The 14,944-nt window shown below is 73.5% G+C and carries 13 protein-coding genes; 8 read left to right on the top strand and 5 right to left on the bottom strand.

Annotation, left to right across the window (positions count from 1 at the left end; all coding sequences use genetic code 11):
- Positions 1 to 33: 33 nt before the first annotated feature.
- From AAH979_RS10980 to AAH979_RS10970, 3 genes are all read left to right on the top strand, one after another.
- Positions 34 to 429, top strand: coding sequence for an RDD family protein (locus tag AAH979_RS10980; protein ID WP_346258011.1), 396 nt, complete (start codon positions 34 to 36; stop codon positions 427 to 429).
- A 187-nt stretch (positions 430 to 616) separates the two neighbouring features.
- A complete protein-coding gene (locus AAH979_RS10975) occupies positions 617 to 1,684 on the top strand; it encodes a LacI family DNA-binding transcriptional regulator (RefSeq protein WP_346257968.1) in 1,068 nt (355 codons plus the stop codon).
- Positions 1,685 to 1,686: 2 nt separating this feature from the next.
- Positions 1,687 to 1,908, top strand: a complete 222-nt coding sequence (locus AAH979_RS10970; RefSeq protein WP_346257967.1) for a hypothetical protein — start codon at positions 1,687 to 1,689, stop codon at positions 1,906 to 1,908.
- A 6-nt stretch (positions 1,909 to 1,914) separates the two neighbouring features.
- Here AAH979_RS10970 and AAH979_RS10965 read toward each other — a convergent pair whose 3' ends face one another.
- Positions 1,915 to 2,607, bottom strand: a complete 693-nt coding sequence (locus AAH979_RS10965; RefSeq protein WP_346257966.1) for a DUF4191 domain-containing protein — start codon at positions 2,605 to 2,607, stop codon at positions 1,915 to 1,917.
- Positions 2,608 to 2,871: 264 nt separating this feature from the next.
- Here AAH979_RS10965 and AAH979_RS10960 point away from each other — a divergent pair, with 264 nt between their 5' ends.
- Positions 2,872 to 3,057 (top strand): hypothetical protein, encoded by a 186-nt coding sequence (locus tag AAH979_RS10960; RefSeq protein WP_346257965.1) that lies wholly within the window; start codon positions 2,872 to 2,874, stop codon positions 3,055 to 3,057.
- A 197-nt stretch (positions 3,058 to 3,254) separates the two neighbouring features.
- Positions 3,255 to 6,185: an AAA family ATPase gene (locus tag AAH979_RS10955; RefSeq protein WP_346257964.1), complete on the top strand. Its 2,931-nt coding sequence runs from the start codon at positions 3,255 to 3,257 to the stop codon at positions 6,183 to 6,185.
- A gap of 26 nt (positions 6,186 to 6,211) precedes the next feature.
- On the opposite strand, the gene AAH979_RS10950 is transcribed toward AAH979_RS10955, so the two are convergent.
- Both AAH979_RS10950 and lipA read right to left on the bottom strand, forming a co-directional pair.
- Complete coding sequence (locus tag AAH979_RS10950; RefSeq protein WP_346257963.1) at positions 6,212 to 7,687, bottom strand: NAD(P)/FAD-dependent oxidoreductase; 1,476 nt, start codon at positions 7,685 to 7,687, stop codon at positions 6,212 to 6,214.
- Positions 7,688 to 7,861: 174 nt separating this feature from the next.
- On the bottom strand, positions 7,862 to 8,938 hold the full coding sequence (lipA, locus tag AAH979_RS10945; RefSeq protein ID WP_346257962.1) for a lipoyl synthase: 1,077 nt from the start codon (positions 8,936 to 8,938) through the stop codon (positions 7,862 to 7,864).
- Positions 8,939 to 9,396: 458 nt separating this feature from the next.
- On the opposite strand from lipA, the gene aspS reads away from it, so the two are divergent.
- Positions 9,397 to 10,689 (top strand): aspartate--tRNA(Asn) ligase, encoded by a 1,293-nt coding sequence (gene aspS, locus AAH979_RS10940; RefSeq protein ID WP_346257961.1) that lies wholly within the window; start codon positions 9,397 to 9,399, stop codon positions 10,687 to 10,689.
- Positions 10,690 to 10,730: 41 nt separating this feature from the next.
- Here the strand turns inward: aspS and lipB are convergent, their stop codons facing one another.
- Positions 10,731 to 11,387 (bottom strand): lipoyl(octanoyl) transferase LipB, encoded by a 657-nt coding sequence (lipB, locus tag AAH979_RS10935; protein ID WP_346257960.1) that lies wholly within the window; start codon positions 11,385 to 11,387, stop codon positions 10,731 to 10,733.
- A 136-nt stretch (positions 11,388 to 11,523) separates the two neighbouring features.
- Between lipB and AAH979_RS10930 the strand changes: the two genes are divergently transcribed.
- On the top strand, positions 11,524 to 11,994 hold the full coding sequence (locus AAH979_RS10930; RefSeq protein ID WP_346257959.1) for a hypothetical protein: 471 nt from the start codon (positions 11,524 to 11,526) through the stop codon (positions 11,992 to 11,994).
- Here the strand turns inward: AAH979_RS10930 and AAH979_RS10925 are convergent.
- Positions 11,984 to 13,813 (bottom strand): DUF2079 domain-containing protein, encoded by a 1,830-nt coding sequence (locus AAH979_RS10925; protein WP_346257958.1) that lies wholly within the window; start codon positions 13,811 to 13,813, stop codon positions 11,984 to 11,986. The genes AAH979_RS10930 and AAH979_RS10925 overlap by 11 nt on opposite strands.
- A gap of 118 nt (positions 13,814 to 13,931) precedes the next feature.
- Between AAH979_RS10925 and AAH979_RS10920 the strand changes: the two genes are divergently transcribed.
- Positions 13,932 to 14,909 (top strand): ATP-binding protein, encoded by a 978-nt coding sequence (locus AAH979_RS10920; RefSeq protein ID WP_346257957.1) that lies wholly within the window; start codon positions 13,932 to 13,934, stop codon positions 14,907 to 14,909.
- Positions 14,910 to 14,944: the final 35 nt, after the last annotated feature.

Here is a 14,944-nt window from a genome sequence, read left to right as displayed (position 1 = left end):
GCACAGCAGAACAGCGGCGCTCCGCTCGCCCCGGTGGCCGACCCGACCAGCCCGCCGCCGAGCCTGGCGCGCCGGTTCGGCGCGCTGAGCATCGACTGGATCCTCTGCCTGCTCGCCACCAACCTCTACGCCGACCCGATCGCCGACGGCTGGGCTCCGGTCCTCACGCTGATCGTCGTCTACGGCTTCTTCATCGGCCTCTTCGCGCAGACCCCGGGCATGTGGGTGTGCCGGCTCAGATGTGTCGGGTACGCCGACGGCGGCCGGATCGGCATCCTCCGCGCGCTGCTCCGGGGTGCCCTGCTCGGGCTGGTCATCCCGGCGCTGATCATGGACGACCGCAAGCGTGGCCTGCACGACCGGGCGGCCGGCTCGATCGTGCTGCCGGTGCCGCCGACGCGTCCCACCGGCTCCGAACCGGCCCGCTGAGGGCGTTGAGCCGGCCCGCTGAGGGCGTTGAGCCGGGCTCCGAACCGGCGGGCTGAGTTCGTTCCGGCGCATCGCGGGTTCGTCGGGTACGTCGGGCAACCATCCGGGAACTCCCCTGGCGCGTCGCGCTGGACGGGCGTACTGTATCGATCCAGAAGGGTACTGGATCGATACAGAAGGTGGGCCGGTGAAGCCGACACTGCAAACCGTGGCCGACGCCGTGGGCGTGTCCCGCAGTACGGTCTCCAACGCGTACAGCCGGCCGGACCAGTTGTCACCAGCGCTGCGGGAGAAGATCCACGAGGCGGCCCGCCGGTTGGGCTACCCGGGGCCGGACCCGACGGCACGGTCGCTGCGCCGGGGCCGGGTCGGGGCGATCGGCGTGCTCTTCACCTCGGCACTCTCGTACGCCTTCACCGACCCGTACGCGGTGCAGTTCCTCCGGGGCATCGCCGAGGCCGCCGAGCGGCACGGCAGCGGCCTGCTGCTGGTCCCGCTCTCCGAGTCGGAGGAGGAGGCCGGCATCCAGGCGGTCCGGAACGCGGCGGTCGACGGCTTCTGCGTCTACTGCGTACCGGCCTGGCACAGAGCGCTGGACGTGACCCGGTCCCGTGGCCTGCCGACCGTCGCCGCCGAACTCCCGGTTGGGGCGGGACCGGACACCATGTACGTGGGGATCGACGAGGTCGCCGCCGCCCGTACCGTCGGCAGTCACCTCGCCCGGCTGGGTCACCGCCGGGTCGCGGTGGTCTCCGACTTCCTGGTCGCGCAGCGCCGGACCGGTCCGGTCAGCGTCGCCGACCCGGCCGAGATCCGCTACGACGTCACCCGCGAGCGGCTGCGGGGCTTCGCCGAGGGGCTGGCCGAGGGCGGTGTCGGCTGGGGTGACCTGCTGCTCTGCAACGCCGGCGCGAACAGCCGGGCCGAGGGGGCGGGCGCGGCGGCGTACGCGCTGGATCGCGCGGACCGGCCCACGGCGGTGCTGGCCGTGACCGACCTGCTGGCACTCGGGGTGCTCGACGCGCTCGCCGCCCGGGGCCTCCGACCCGGCCGGGACGTCTCGGTCACCGGCTTCGACGACATCCCGGAGGCTGCCGCCGCCGGGCTCACCACGATCCGGCAACCGGCGGTGGAGAAGGGCGCGATCGCCGGCCGGCTGCTGCTGGACCCGCCCGAGGACCCCGCCGCCCGTCAGGTGCTACTCCCCACCGACCTGGTCGTCCGCGCCTCGACCGGTCCCGTCGAAAGGAAGTGACCATGGATCCCGTCGGCTACCACCTCGCGCTCGGTGCGACCGAGCGGCACGTCATGTCCGCCCGGCCGGACGCACCGGTCCGGCCGGACCGGGAGTCGATCCCGGGCGGCGGCCCGGGCCGGTTCCGGCGGAGCACGGCGGCGATGCTGCGGCAGGTCGCCGACCGACTCGCCCCGGCTCAGCCGGTGGTGCCGTCCTCGACCACCCGGGCCTGCACGTCGTGATCCGGACTACCGGCCGCGCATCTGCCGGAATGCCCCCTTGGGCGGGCGCATGTTCTTCGGGATCGCGCCCTTCGGCAGCTGCGGTCGGGCCGCGGAGAGCGCCTTGAGCCGCTTGTCGAGGGCGTTCACGTCCTTGCCCTTGAGGTTCGGCGGCAGCCGCAACAGGGTCGTACGCAGCTTGCGGATCGACAGTTCGTCGTCGCCCTGGCCGATCAGGTAGTCGTAGAGCGGGGCGGTGCCGATTACCTTGGCGAGCCGCCGCTTCTCCTGGCCGAGCAGGCTGCGGGTCCGCTGCGGGTTGCCCTCGCCGAGCAGGATCACCCCGGGCTTGCCGACGACCAGGTGCACCATGTCCATCTGGGTGGTGGAGCTGACCGCCGGGGTGACCCGCCAGTCACCCCGCATGCTCTCCAGGATCGAGGCCGCCGCCCCCGGCTGCCCCTCGGCCGCGTTCATCATCGCCTGGTTGGAGCGCAGGTTGAGCACGATCAGCAGGGCGAGCAGCGCGAGCAGGATGCCGATCGGCAGCCACAGCCAGCCCCAGGCCAGGACCGCGACCACGGTGAGCGCGAGCGGGACCAGCACCGCGACGGCGGCGAGCGGCACGAACCACTTGTCGCGTTTGGCGGTGAACGAGAACACCATCCCGATCTGCTTCAGCCGCTGGCCGAACGACACCTTCTCCTGCGCCTTTGCCATGCAACGGAGTCTAGTGGGCCGGGGCTGCCGGCCCGATCCCCGGCCGGGCCCGCGGCCCCCGAGCCCACCCCGGGCGGCATCGCCTTCGACCGGGCGGGCGCCGGACCGGCCGGGTAAGGACCTTACGGGGGTCGGGCGTCGTAAAGGGGCGGAACTAAGGAGGCCGGCACGGCAGACATGAGGCGGCACACCAATGTGCCCGGGGTGCCTTCCGGCGAAGAGTGGACATCAGCGACGAGAACCGGACCGAAATGGAGCTCAGCGATGTTCAGCACCGACGCGCACTTCCTGCTCACCCTGCACCGTACCCACGCCGACGAGCTGCGGGCCGAGGCCGACGCGGCCCGGCTGGCCCGCTCGGTGGCCCGCGGTTTCCGGCGGGACCCGACCCGGGCCGCGCGGAGACGCCGGCTCGACACCGCCGCGTCCCAGGCTCCGGCCGCCGAGTGAACCGTTTTGCACCTGGACCGCGCGGCGCTCACGTACCGCGTCCGGCCTTGCGGTCCGCCGGACCGCAAGCGGCGGTTGGAAAAGGTTCAGTGGGCCGGGACCCGACGCTCGCCGTCCGGCGTCCCGGTCCGCCGGGCGGCGCCGGGGTGGGACCTCGGATCTTCGGGGATCCCGCCCGCCGTGGCATTCTCGATTCCGTGACCACTCGTGCCGCCAGCAGCGTTCTCGTCGGCCGTCAGTCCGAACTCGCCGTCCTGCGCGACGCGCTCAAGCGGGTCCGGGCCGACGAGCCGGCCGCGCTGCTGGTGGGCGGTGAGGCCGGCGTCGGCAAGAGCCGGCTGATCGAGGAGTTCGGCCGGGGCGCCGTCGCCGGCGGCAACCAGCTCCTCGTCGGCCAGTGCCTGGAGCTCGGCGAGCAGGGCCTGCCGTTCGCGCCGTTCGCCGCCGCGCTCCGCCAGGTGCTGCGCCGCGACGGGGCGGCGGCCTTCGAGGGGTACGAGCGGGAGTTCGCCCGGCTGCTGCCGGAGCTGGACCGGCTGGCGCCGGCGCCGGCCGGCGCCGACACCCGGACCGCCTCGGACGGGCCGGGGCTCTCCCTGGACCCGCACCGGGGGTACCTCTTCGAGCTGGTCGCCGGGCTCTTCACCCGGCTCGCCGCCGAACGCCCGCTCGTGCTGGTGGTCGAGGACCTGCACTGGGCCGACCGGTCGACCCGGGACCTGATCGCCTTCCTGGCCCGCGCGGTCCGGCCGGCCCGGGTACTGCTGATCTGCACCTACCGCTCCGACGAGCTGCACCGGGGGCATCCGCTCCGCCCGTTCCTGGCCGAACTGGACCGGGCCCGGGGCGTCGAGCGGCTGGAACTGGACCGGCTGGACCGGGAGGGTACCGGCCAGGTGCTGGCGGACCTGTTCGGCTTCGAGCCCAGCGACCGGGCCATCGACACCATCCACGACCGGACCCAGGGCAACCCGTTCTTCGTCGAGGAACTCGCGGCGGCCAGCGACCCGAGCGGCTGTGCCGACCTGCCGGACACCCTGCGCGACCTGCTGCTGGCCCGGGTCGACCGGCTGCCCGAGCCGGCCCAGCGGGTGCTCCGGATCGCCGGGGCCGGCGGCACCCGGATCGCCCACGAACTGCTCGCCGAGGTGGCCGGGGTGCCGGAGACCGAGCTGGAGGAGGCGCTCCGGGCCGCCGTCGCCGCCCAGCTCGTGGTCGCCGACCCGGACGGCGGCTACGAGTTCCGGCACGCCCTGGTCCGGGAGGCCGTACACGAGGACCTGCTGCCCGGAGAGCACGCCCGGCTGCACGCCCGGTACGCGGCCGCGATCGAGGCACAGCCGCAGCTCGTCGCCGACGGCCGGGTCCCGGCCGAGCTGGCCCACCACTGGTACGCGGCACACGACTATCCCCGGGCGCTGACCGCGGCCTGGGCCGCCGCCGAGGCGGCCGGCTCCCGGTACGCGTACGCCGAGCAGGGGCGGCTGCTGGAGCGGGTACTCGAACTCTGGGAGCAGGTGCCGGACGCGGAGCAGCGGCTCGGCCGCAACCACCTGGCGGTGCTGGAGGCGACCCTCTCGGCGACCTCGACCGCCGGTGACTACAGCCGGGCGCTCGCGCTGACCCGCGCCATGCTGACCGAACTGGACGGTGCGGCCGAGCCGGTCCGGACCGCCAGGGTGCGGCTGCTGCGCGGCCGGCTGCTCCGGATCCTCGGCAAGTCCGACGGCGCCGAGGACCTGCGCGCGGCGTACGCGCTGGTCGCCGAGGTCAACGGCGATCCGCAGCGGGTGCGGCTGCTCGCCGACATCGCCTTCCAGGTCGCCCGGGTGGACCCCGACGAGGGAGGCCGGATGGCCGCCGAGGCGGTGGCCGCCGCGACCGCACTCGCCGACGAGGACGCCGTGCTGAGCGCGACGCTCGCCACCGGCTGGGTGTGCGGCCGCCAGGTCTCGGCCGACGCCGGACTGGCCGACCTGCGCCGCGCGGTCGACCTGGCCCGGGCCGCGGGTGACCCGTCCGCCCTGGTGACCGCGCTGGTGGTCAGCTCCGACGCGCTCTGCGAGGTCGGCCGGTACACCGAGTCGGCCGAGGCGGCCGCCGCCGGGTACGCCGAGGCGAGGCGGGTCGGGATCAGCCGGTCCACCGGCGCCTTTCTGCTCTCCAACCAGGCCGAGGCGCTGATCGCGCTCGGTCGCTGGGACGAGGCCGACGAGTTGTGCGGGCAGGCGGCCCGGCTCGACCTGCCCGGGATCACCGGCTACCACTGGTTGCAGTTGCGGGCCGGGCTGCGGCTGGCCCGTGGCCAGGCGGGTGCCGACGAGCTGGTCGCCCGGGCGTTGGGCTTCCTCCGCCGGCCGTTCCTGCCGCTGGAGTTGCCGCTGTACGAGCTGCGGGTCGAGGCGGCACTGGCCGCCGGGGACGTCACGGTGGCGGTGGAGGCCGCCCGGGCCCTGCTCGGCCGGCGGCTCGACACCGACCCCCGGTACGCCTGGCCGGCGCTGGCCGCCGCCGCCCGGGCCGCCGTCGCGGCCGGGAACCGGGAACTCGCCGAGCGGGTACGGTCGGTCGCCGACGGGATCGCCGTGCGCTATCCGGCCGAGCGGGCGTACGCGGCCGAGGTGGCGGCGACGCTCGCCGACCCGGCCGGCGCGGTGCCGTGCTGGCAGGAGACGGTGGCGGCGTGGCGGGTGGACGGCCAGCGGTATCCGCTCGGCCGGGCACTGCTCCGGCTGGCCGAGGCGGCAGCCGCGACCGGGGACCGGACGCTGGCGGCGAGCGCGCTCGAAGAGGCGGCGGCGATCGCGGGTGAGCTGGCGGCCGTACCGCTGGGGGAGCAGGCGGCGACGCTGGCCCGACGGCTCGGGTTGCGGGCCGGGCCCGGCGCGGCGCCCGGCACCGACCTGCTCACCGCCCGGGAGCGGGAGGTGCTGCGGCTGGTCGCGGAGGGGCACAGCAACAGCCGGATCGCCGAGCGGCTCTACATCTCACCGAAGACGGCGAGCGTGCACGTCTCCCGGATCATCGCCAAGCTGGACGTGGCGAACCGGATCGAGGCGGCGGCGGTCGCGCACCGGCTGGGGCTGCTCGACCCGCAGACCCGGGACGGCGGCGTCCCCACCGGCTGACCGGCGGGTCGGCCGGGGTCAGCTCGTCAGCTCGGGACGGGGTCGCGGGGCAGCACCGGGGCGGCCCGGCCGGTGCCGTGCTCGCCCGGGCCCTTCTCCTCGTGGTATTCCTCTTCCACGTTGACCGTCCACACGTCGTGGTCGGTGCCGTCCAGGATGTTCGACACCGAGAGCAGCGCGGTCATCATCGAGTGGTCCGCGTTGTTGTAGCGGTGCATCCCGTTGCGGCCGACCGGGTGCACGTTCGGCACCTCGGCGGCGAGCCAGCCACGGATCGTCGCGACGTTCTCCTTGTAGGCGAAGTCGTAGAACGGGTAGGCGCGGGGCATCCGGACGACGTAGCCGGCCTCGACCGAGCCGGGGCGGACCAGGCCGAGCCGTTCCAACTCGGCGGTGCCCAGGGCGACCAGGTCGGCGTCCGGGCTGTTCCACAGCTCGTCGCCGATGCTGAGGAAGTATTCCAGCCCGAGGCAGGTCCGACCGTCCTTGACCAGGTACGGCGACCAGGAGCCGAAGTTCTGGATCCGGCCGACCTTCACCTCCGGGGCGTGAATGTAGATCCAGTTGTCCGGAAAGCTGAACTCGGCCGGCACCACCAGCGCGACGGTCAGGAAGTCGCGGTAGAACAGCTCGTTCGCGGCGGCGCGTACGGCCGGTGGGGCCGGCGGGTCCATCGCCAGCACCAGGTGCGAGATCGGCATCGACGACACCACGTGGTCGGCCTCGACCCGACGCGCCCCGGCCGGCCCGTCGACGGTGACCGCGACCGCCCGGCCGCCGGCCCGGTGCACGGCGGTGACCCCGGTGTTCAGGGTGACCCGGCCGCCGCGCTTCTCGACCTGCTCGGCGCAGCGTTCCCACATCATCCCGGGGCCGTGCTTCGGATAGTTGAACTCCTCGATCAGGCTGGTGATGTCCTTCTGGTTGCGTTTCGGCAGCAGGGCGTTGAGCACGGCGTTGGAGAGCGACAGGTTCTTGATCCGCTGCGCCGCCCAGTCGGCGGAGAGTTCGGTCGCCGGTACGCCCCAGAGCTTCTCGTTGTACGTCTTGAAGAAATGCGTGAAGAGCCGTCGGCCGAACCGGGCGGTGACCCAGCCGGCGAGGTGTGACTGGTCCTTCGGCGGTACGACCTTGGCCCAGAGGTACGAGCCGACGCAGCGCAGCGCCTCGACGATGCCGAGGTTGCGCAGCGCGTTGCCGGCCTTGAGTGGATAGTCGTACAGCTTCCCCCGGTAGTAGATCCGGCTCATCCGGGGCCGGAGCAGGAAGTCCTCGGCGGGCAGGATCTCGTGCCAGAGCGCCTCGACCTGGGGGACCTTGGTGAAGAAACGATGCCCGCCGATGTCGAACCGCCAGCCGTCCCGCTCGACGGTACGGCTGATCCCGCCCACCACGTCGTCGGCCTCGAACACCTCGACGGTGGCGTTCCGCTTGGTCAGCTCGTACGCCGCGGTCAGTCCGGCGGGGCCGGCGCCGATGATCACGGTGTGGGGTGCTGTCATGCTTCTATTCATCACCTTCGACGTGTTGCCGGCAAGCACCTCCCGGCTGACGGCCGGAATCTAACACGGTGCGACGGCTCGGACCCGGTTCGCCACTGGCGTGGACGAGCCGGGTCGAAGGTGGAAAAGAGCTGGCGGGGACCCCTGCCGGCGTTGCCGGCCGTTGGCGACGGACTACCGGGCGGTGGTGGCGGCCGGCAGCGTCCGGGCCTCGACGGCCTGCTGGTAGAGCCGGCCGGCGCGGTACGACGAGCGCACCAGCGGCCCGCTCAGTACCCCGGCGAAGCCGATCTCCTCGGCCTCCTCGCGCAGCTCCACGAACTCCTCCGGCCGGACCCACCGCTCGACGGGGTGGTGCCGGGGGGTCGGGCGCAGGTACTGCGTGATGGTGACCAGCTCGCAGCCGGCCGCGTGCAGGTCACGCAGTGCCTGGGAGATCTCGGCGCGCTCCTCGCCCAGCCCGAGGATCAGGTTGGACTTGGTCACCAGCCCGGCCGCCCGGGCCTGGGTGAGTACGTCGAGCGAGCGCTCGTAGCGGAACGCCGGCCGGATCCGCTTGAAGATCCGGGGCACCGTCTCGACGTTGTGTGCGAGCACCTCCGGGCGGGCGCCGAAGACCTCGGCGAGCTGCTCCGGGTTGCCGGTGAAGTCCGGGATCAGCAGCTCCACGCCGCAGTGCGGCAGCGCGTCCAGGACGCCCTCGGCACCGGCCGGCCGCTCCCGCCGGGTCAGCCCGTGGATCTGCCGGACCGTCTCGGCGTAGAGCCAGGCACCGCCGTCCGGCAGGTCGTCCCGAGCCACCCCGGTGACGGTGGCGTACCGCAGGCCCATCGCGACCACCGACTCGGCGACCCGGCGTGGCTCGTCCGCGTCGAAGTCGGCCGGCTTGCCGGTGTCGATCTGGCAGAAGTCGCACCGGCGGGTGCACTGGTCACCGCCGATCAGGAAGGTCGCCTCCCGGTCTTCCCAGCACTCGTAGATGTTGGGGCAGCCGGCCTCCTGGCAGACGGTGTGCAGACCCTCCCGGGAAACCAGCCCACGGAGCTGGGTGTATTCGGGACCCATCTTCGCCTTGACCTTGATCCACGGCGGCTTGCGCTCGATCGGCGTCGCCGCGTTGCGGGCCTCGACCCGCAGCAGCCGGCGCCCCTCCGGCGCGACGGGATTGCCGGTACGGATCTCCGGTGCGGTCACGACGCTCACCCCTCCGGCTTCGGCGGCGGTGGATGGCGCGGCTTGCTCGATGGTCACGAATCCGAGCCTACGCGCCGAGAGGTCGGCCGATCGACCGGAGGCGACCGGACTCACGTGCCGGACCAGGTGATACCACTCACGCCGTCCGCCAGGTTTGCGTGCGGCGGCGGATGCGGATATTCGGTGTCAGAACGGCGGCCGGTCCGGCTAGCCTCCGGGCAGAGCGTTGACGGAGCCGAGTACTACCCGACAACCGGAGTCCAGAGAGTCACCGTCGCTGGAAGGTGATCTCCGGCCGGGTTGGGAAGACCCTCCCGAGCTGCGGGAAGAACGGCGTCCCGGCGCCTGGTAGAACCCGCCGTCCGGCCCGCGTCACGGGCCACGAACGAGGCCGCCGGCCGTCCCGCCGGTGGTGAAGGTGTGGTGGCACCGCGAGTTCCCGCTCGCCCACACTCCCCGGGGCCTTCGGCGCGTTCGGGTCGAGCGCGTCGCGACCACTTCGAGGAGTACCGCAGGTGTCCCGTGTCCTCTCCACGTCCCTGTCCGCGCACGTCGGCGCGACCGTGACGGCCGCCGGCTGGGTGCACCGGCGTCGGCAGCTCAAGTCGGTGACGTTCCTGATCCTGCGGGACGCCGCCGGGCTCGCCCAGGTGGTGGTGACCGCCGCCGACCTGCGGGCCCGGCTGGCCGACCTGCCGGAGGAGTCGGTGGTGGAGGTGACCGGCCGGGTGGTCGGCAACCCCGCCGCGCCGGCCGGGGTCGAGCTGGTCGACCCGACGGTACGACCGCTCGGCGACCCGGCCGTGCCGCCACCGTTCGACGTGTACCGCCCGGAGCTAACTGCGGCGCTGCCCACCCAGCTCGACCACGCGGCGGTGGCGTTGCGCCACCCCGGCCGGGCCGCCGCGCTGCGCATCTCGGCCGCCCTGGTGGCCGGGTTCCGGGCCACCCTCGACCGGCTGGGCTTCGTCGAGGTGCACACCCCGAAGATCGTCGCCGCCGCCACCGAGAGCGGCGCGAACGTCTTCGCCCTCGACTACTTCGGCCGGCCGGGCTACCTCGCCCAGTCACCGCAGTTCTACAAGCAGATGCTGGTCGGGGTGCTGGAGCGGGTCTACGAGGTGGGGCCGGTGTTCCGGGCCGAGCCGCACGACACCACCCGGCACCTGGCCCAGTACACCTCGCTGGACGTCGAGTTCGGCTTCGTCACCGACCACCGGGACGTGATGCGGCTGCTCCGCGAGGTGCTGGCCGGGATGCTCGGCCGGCTCGCGGACCTCCCGACGCCACCGGCGGAGATCCCTGCGGTGCCGCCGAAGATCCCTGCGGTGCACTTCACCGAGGCGCTGGCCGTCGCCGGGGCGTCGCCGGACGAGCCCGACCTCGCCCCGGCGCACGAGCGGGCGCTCGGCGAGTGGGCCCGGGCCGAGCACGGGTCGGACTTCCTCTTCGTCACCGGCTATCCGCTGGCCAAGCGCCCCTTCTACACCCATCCGGCGACCGAGGACGCTCCGTCGGGCGGCCCGGCAGCGGCGTACTCGAACGGGTTCGACCTGCTGTTCCGGGGCGTGGAGCTGGTCACCGGCGGGCAGCGGCTGCGCCGGTACGCCGACTACCTGGCCGCGCTCGCGCGGCGGGGCGAGCCGGTCGAGCCGTACGCCGGATATCTGGACGCGTTCCGGCACGGCATGCCGCCGCACGGCGGTTTCGCGATCGGGTTGGAGCGGATGGTGGCCCGGCTGCTCGGGGTGGCGAACGTCCGCGAGGTCACCCCGTTCCCCCGCGACCTGCACCGGCTGACCCCGTGACCGGCCGTGCGCCGGGCCGGATCGGGTCCGCCGCCGAGTGCTCAGGGGAGCAGGGTCGGCAGGTGGCGTTCGACCACCGGCAGCACCTCGGCGACGGTGACCGGGCGGCCCAGTTCGGCGGTGAGCGAGGTGACCCCGACGTCGCGCAGCCCGCAGGCGACGATCCGGTCGTACGCGGCGAGGTCGCAGTCACAGTTGATCGAGAAGCCGTGTTGGGTGACGCCCCGGGCCACCCGGATGCCGATCGCGGCGACCTTGCGTTCCGGCCCGCGCTCGTCGGCCGGCACCCAGACGCCGCTGCGCCCCTCCACCAGCATGACCGTGCCGAGTCCCAGCTCGGTGCAGACGTCGAGCAGCAACTGCTCGGTACGCCGGACGAAGGCGACGACGTCCACCGGCAGCCCGGTGTCCGCCCCGGGAAGCTTGAGGATCGGATAGCCGACGAGCTGACCCGGGCCGTGCCAGGTGATCTTGCCACCCCGGTCCACGTCGATCACCGGCGTACCGTCCATCGGCCGGTCCCAGGGCTCGGTGCGCTTGCCGGCCGTGTAGACGCTCGGGTGTTCGAGCAGCAGTACGGTGTCCGGGCGCTCCCCGGCGACCACCGCCTCGTGCACCCGACGCTGTTCGTCCCAGGCCGCCAGATAGTCCAGGGTCCCGAGCCGGACGCTGGTCAACGCGGCAACAGTGCTGGTCACCGCTCCAGCTTAGTTGGCTACCGGCGGGTCAGTCCGGTTCGTGGCCGGAGTCACCGGCCGGCGGCGACCGCTGCTGCCGGCACCTGTCGGAAGCCACGGGTCAGCCCCGGCGGGCCGGTTCGGGCATGATGCCCGGGTGGATACGCTGCTGACCGGGGTCGTTCTGGTGCACGCCGGGGTCGCGGCCCTCTGGCTGGGCTCGATGGCCTACAGCCTCTTCGCGGTGCAGCCGAAGCTGTCCCGGATGTTCGACGACCCCGAGCGGGTGGAGGACGCGCAGCGGGTGCTGGCGCACGGCAACCGGTGGCCGGTGGTGGGACTGATCGGGGTGCTCTGGGCGACCGGGTTCGCCCTGGTGCTGCTGGCTCCCGAGCGGTCGGCCGGGTGGTGGGCGGCGGTTGCCGGCCAGGCGGTGCTGCTGGCCGCCGCGACCGGCCTGTTCTGGTGGGTCTCCTGGCGGGGCTGGCCGCGCCGGGTCTTCGCCCTGCCGGCCGAGCTGCCGGGGTTGGCCCGCCGGTTCCGCCGGGTCGCGGTGCTGATGCTCACCCTGGTCGCCACCGCCTACGCCCTCGGCATCCTCGCCGCGCACAACGGCGTCACGGGGTGAGGCGCCAGAGCCAGACGTCGGCTACCCGTTCCGGCGGGCCCAGCAGCGCGGTGGTGACGTCGCGCAGCGCGTCGGTGTGGATGGGGAACTTCGCCCCGTGCACCCGGTCGGCCAGCACCACCGCCTCGACCCGCCAGTAGCGCAGGTCGGCCCGGGCGGCGGCCCGGTCGGCGTCGGTGATCGCCGGCCGCTCGCCGGTCTCGGCCACCCGCATCAGCAGCGCGTCGGTGGCCCGGGGCACCGGCCCGATCCGGCCCCGGCCGTCCGGCCCGCCGGGGCCGAGGAAGAAGCCGGACGGGATGCGGAATTCGCCCTGCCGGTGGCTCAGCGCGTACGCCTGCCAGCGTTGCCCGTCGGGGGCCAGGTCGAGGGTGAGCGGCAGCGGGGTGAGTACCCCGCCGGGCGAGACGTACTGCCGCCAGGTGCCGGCGGTGACGAACTCCGGGATCGGTTCCCGGGGGGTGCTGAGCAGCGGCACCGGCACCAGCGGCAGGAGTGCCACGGCGAACCCGGCCGCCCAGCCGGCTCTCGCCCGCCGGGAAACCGGGCCGGCCCGCAGCAGGTCGACGGTGTGTGCCAGCAGCAGCCCGACCAGCGGCGTCACCACCAGGGCCAACCGGGACGGCAGGGCGGCGTTGAACACCGGCAGGTGGCCGAGCAGGGCGTACGGCAGCGGGACGTCGGTGTGCGCACCGAAGATCTTCACCCGGGGGCCCCAGGAGAGTACGGCGAAGACCAGCGCGGTCACCCCGATCGCCCGTACGGTGGTCCGGCGCTCCGGGGCCGTACGCCGCCACAGCACGACGAAGCAGAGGACGGCCAGCACCAGCAGCGGCAGCCCGAGGAACGAGTTCTCCTCGGTCGGGTTCGGTGCCAGCGAGGTGTCCAGCCCGGCCGCCCCGGCCAGGGTCCGCTGCGGGTACGCCGCGTACGCGGCGATGTCCTCGGCGTGGATCACCGGGTCGAAACCGGTGCCGTGGAACCGCTGCGGGCCGAGGAAGTGCAGCCAGAGCGGGTACGCCAGCAGCGCGAACGCCACCAGCGCGGTGACCCCGAGCCCGCGCAGGAAGTCCGGCAGCGCGGCCCGCACCTCGGCTCGGCGGCCCCGGTCCAGTGCCCAGGTGCCGAAGAAGACGCCGCAGGCCAGCGCGGTGAAGAAGAGTCCTTCGGCGGCGATCGAGAAGGCGACCGTGACCAGCACCCCGAGCAGCAGCCCGCCGGGCAGCCACCGGCCGGGCCGGCGCAACCGGAGCACCCCCCAGAGCAGCATCGGGACCACCCAGCCAGCGCTCCAGTTCAGGTGGGCGTTGGCGTGCGCGACGATGCCGGGCGCGAAGCCGATGAACAGCCCGCCGAGGATCGCGGCCGGGGTGCTCCGGACGAGTGTCCGGGAGAGCAGCCAGTACCAGCCGAACGCCGTGGCGGCGAGGTTGCCGGTGAGGATCACCAGGAAAGTGGCCGAGGCGCCGACCAGGTAGGTGAGCGGGGCGAAGACGACGGCGTACACCGTGACCGAGGTGTTGACCGCCAGGTTGACCCCGTCCGGCACGTTCAGCAGGTCGGTGAAGAACGGGTCCTGGCCGTGGGTGAGCGCGTGTGCGCCGTACGCGAGCAGCCACTCGAAGAGAGCCTGGTCGCTGGAGTTGACGGTGATCGCCCGCCCGCTCGGGTCGGGCCAGAGTCCGCTGGTGATCCAGCCCGCTCCGACGATCGCGACCAGCGCGACGAGCAGGTCGGTCCGGCGGCTCCGCCGGGCGCCCGGGGACGCGGGCGGCGGGGGTGAGATCGGCCCGGCGAGCGCGGGCGGGGAGAGCGGCACGGGCCGGAGGTTACCAACCCCGATCCGACACGCCGAGGATGCGGGCAACCTTGACGGATCTTATGGAAATGATTTCCAATTGGATTAACGTCGCAGAACGCACCGGAGGACCCGTACCGTGAAAATCTCGTTCGTCGGCAAGGGCGGCAGTGGCAAGACCACGCTGGCCGCCCTCTTCGCCCGGCATCTCGCCGCTGCCGGCCCGGCCGACGGCGGCCCGCCGCCGCTGCTCGCCATCGACGCCGACATCAACCAGCACCTCGGGACCGCGCTCGGCGCCACCGAGGCGGAGGCGGCCCGGCTGCCGACGCTCGGCGACCACCTGCCGCAGATCAAGGAGTACCTGCGCGGCGAGAACCCGCGGATCTCCTCGGTCGCCGCGATGGTCAAGACCACCCCGCCTGGCCGGGGCTCCCGGCTGCTGCCGGTCGACGGCGACAACCCGCTGTACGCGGCGGTGGTCCGTGAGGTGGCCGGCGTCCGGCTCGCCGTGACCGGCCCGTTCGGTGCCGACGACCTCGGGGTGTCCTGCTACCACGCCAAGGTGGGTGCGGTGGAACTGCTGCTCAACCACCTGGTCGACGGTCCGGGGGAGTACGTGGTGGTGGACATGACCGCCGGGGCCGACTCGTTCGCCTCCGGGCTGTTCACCCGGTTCGACGCGACCTTCCTGGTCTGCGAGCCGACCCTGCGCAGCGTCGGCGTCTACCGGCAGTACCTCGGCTACGCCCGGGAGTACGGCGTCCGGGTGCACGTGGTCGGCAACAAGGTCGACGACCACGGTGACGTGGAGTTCCTGCGCCAGCACGTCGGTGCCGACCTGCTTACCTGGCTGACCCGCTCCGACTACGTGAAGGGGGCCGAACGGGGCGTACCGGCGCCGGTGCACACCCTGGAGCCGGGCAACCGGGCCGCGCTCGACCTGCTCCGGGCCACCGTCGACGAGCAGGTGCAGGACTGGGCGACCTTCCAGCGGCACGCGGTGGAGTTCCACCTGCGCAACGCGGTCGCCTGGGCCAACGACCGGGTCGGCGAGGACCTGGCCGGCCAGGTGGACCCCGACTTCGTGCCCGGGCCGCAGGCGCCGGTCCGCTGACCGCTGCGCCGGTCGGCGCCGCGACCGGTGCCGGT

It is taken from the genome of Plantactinospora sp. ZYX-F-223, assembly GCF_039649625.1.
GTDB lineage: Bacteria > Actinomycetota > Actinomycetes > Mycobacteriales > Micromonosporaceae > Plantactinospora.
Note: the sequence above shows the minus strand (reverse complement) of the source record. Positions and strands in the feature narration are given on the sequence as shown.

Coding starts and splice junctions, on each gene's coding strand:
- AAH979_RS10970 (WP_346257967.1), top strand. CDS start 1,687: ATGGATCCCGTCGGCTACCACCTCGCGCTCGGTGCGACCGAGCGGCAC.
- AAH979_RS10965 (WP_346257966.1), bottom strand. CDS start 2,607: ATGGCAAAGGCGCAGGAGAAGGTGTCGTTCGGCCAGCGGCTGAAGCAG.
- AAH979_RS10960 (WP_346257965.1), top strand. CDS start 2,872: ATGTTCAGCACCGACGCGCACTTCCTGCTCACCCTGCACCGTACCCAC.
- AAH979_RS10950 (WP_346257963.1), bottom strand. CDS start 7,687: ATGACAGCACCCCACACCGTGATCATCGGCGCCGGCCCCGCCGGACTG.